The organism is Flavivirga aquatica, assembly GCF_001747085.1.
Classification (GTDB): domain Bacteria; phylum Bacteroidota; class Bacteroidia; order Flavobacteriales; family Flavobacteriaceae; genus Algibacter_C; species Algibacter_C aquatica.
Map to the genome: position 1 here is coordinate 1 of NZ_MDJD01000002.1, position 476 is coordinate 476.

A 476-nucleotide genomic window follows, 5' to 3' on the forward strand; every position below is an offset into this window, starting at 1 on the left:
AAGGTTATGGGCATGGAACAAAAACGGATCCAACTCCCCCAAATTCGCAGACAAAAAGATCTTCCCATAGTACTTAATAAGCAATAAACCCTAGCGTTATTAAAAGCACCAAAATTCTTAAAACATCGCTTGATCCTTGGACTGTTATATGGCTGCGGACTCCGAAGCTATGAACTCTGCAATTTATTACAATCTGATGTCGATTTTGAACGAAAAACAGTATTTATAAAGAAGCAAAAAGGAAAAACAGACCGTTACCTCCCCTTAAGCAAGCATCTTATTAGAGGTCTCAAGCTTTACTTAGAAACAGAAAAACCAATACGCTATCTTTTTAACAACCAAGTTACAAAAGCTGGTACCGCGCAGCCTATTACGGTTAGAGCCATCCAATGGCTTATAAAAGAAAGCCGCTCAAAAGTAAATACCCAAAAGAAGTTTACAGCCCATACCTTACGTCATAGTTATGCCACCCATTT

The 476-nt window shown here is 38.4% G+C and carries 1 protein-coding gene; it reads left to right on the plus strand.

The window, feature by feature from the left end; all coding sequences use genetic code 11:
* Window positions 1–129: 129 nt before the first annotated feature.
* Window positions 130–476 (plus strand): phage lytic cycle repressor MrpR family protein (locus A8C32_RS00010; protein WP_240491663.1); only part of this gene is annotated, 347 nt, incomplete at its 3' end.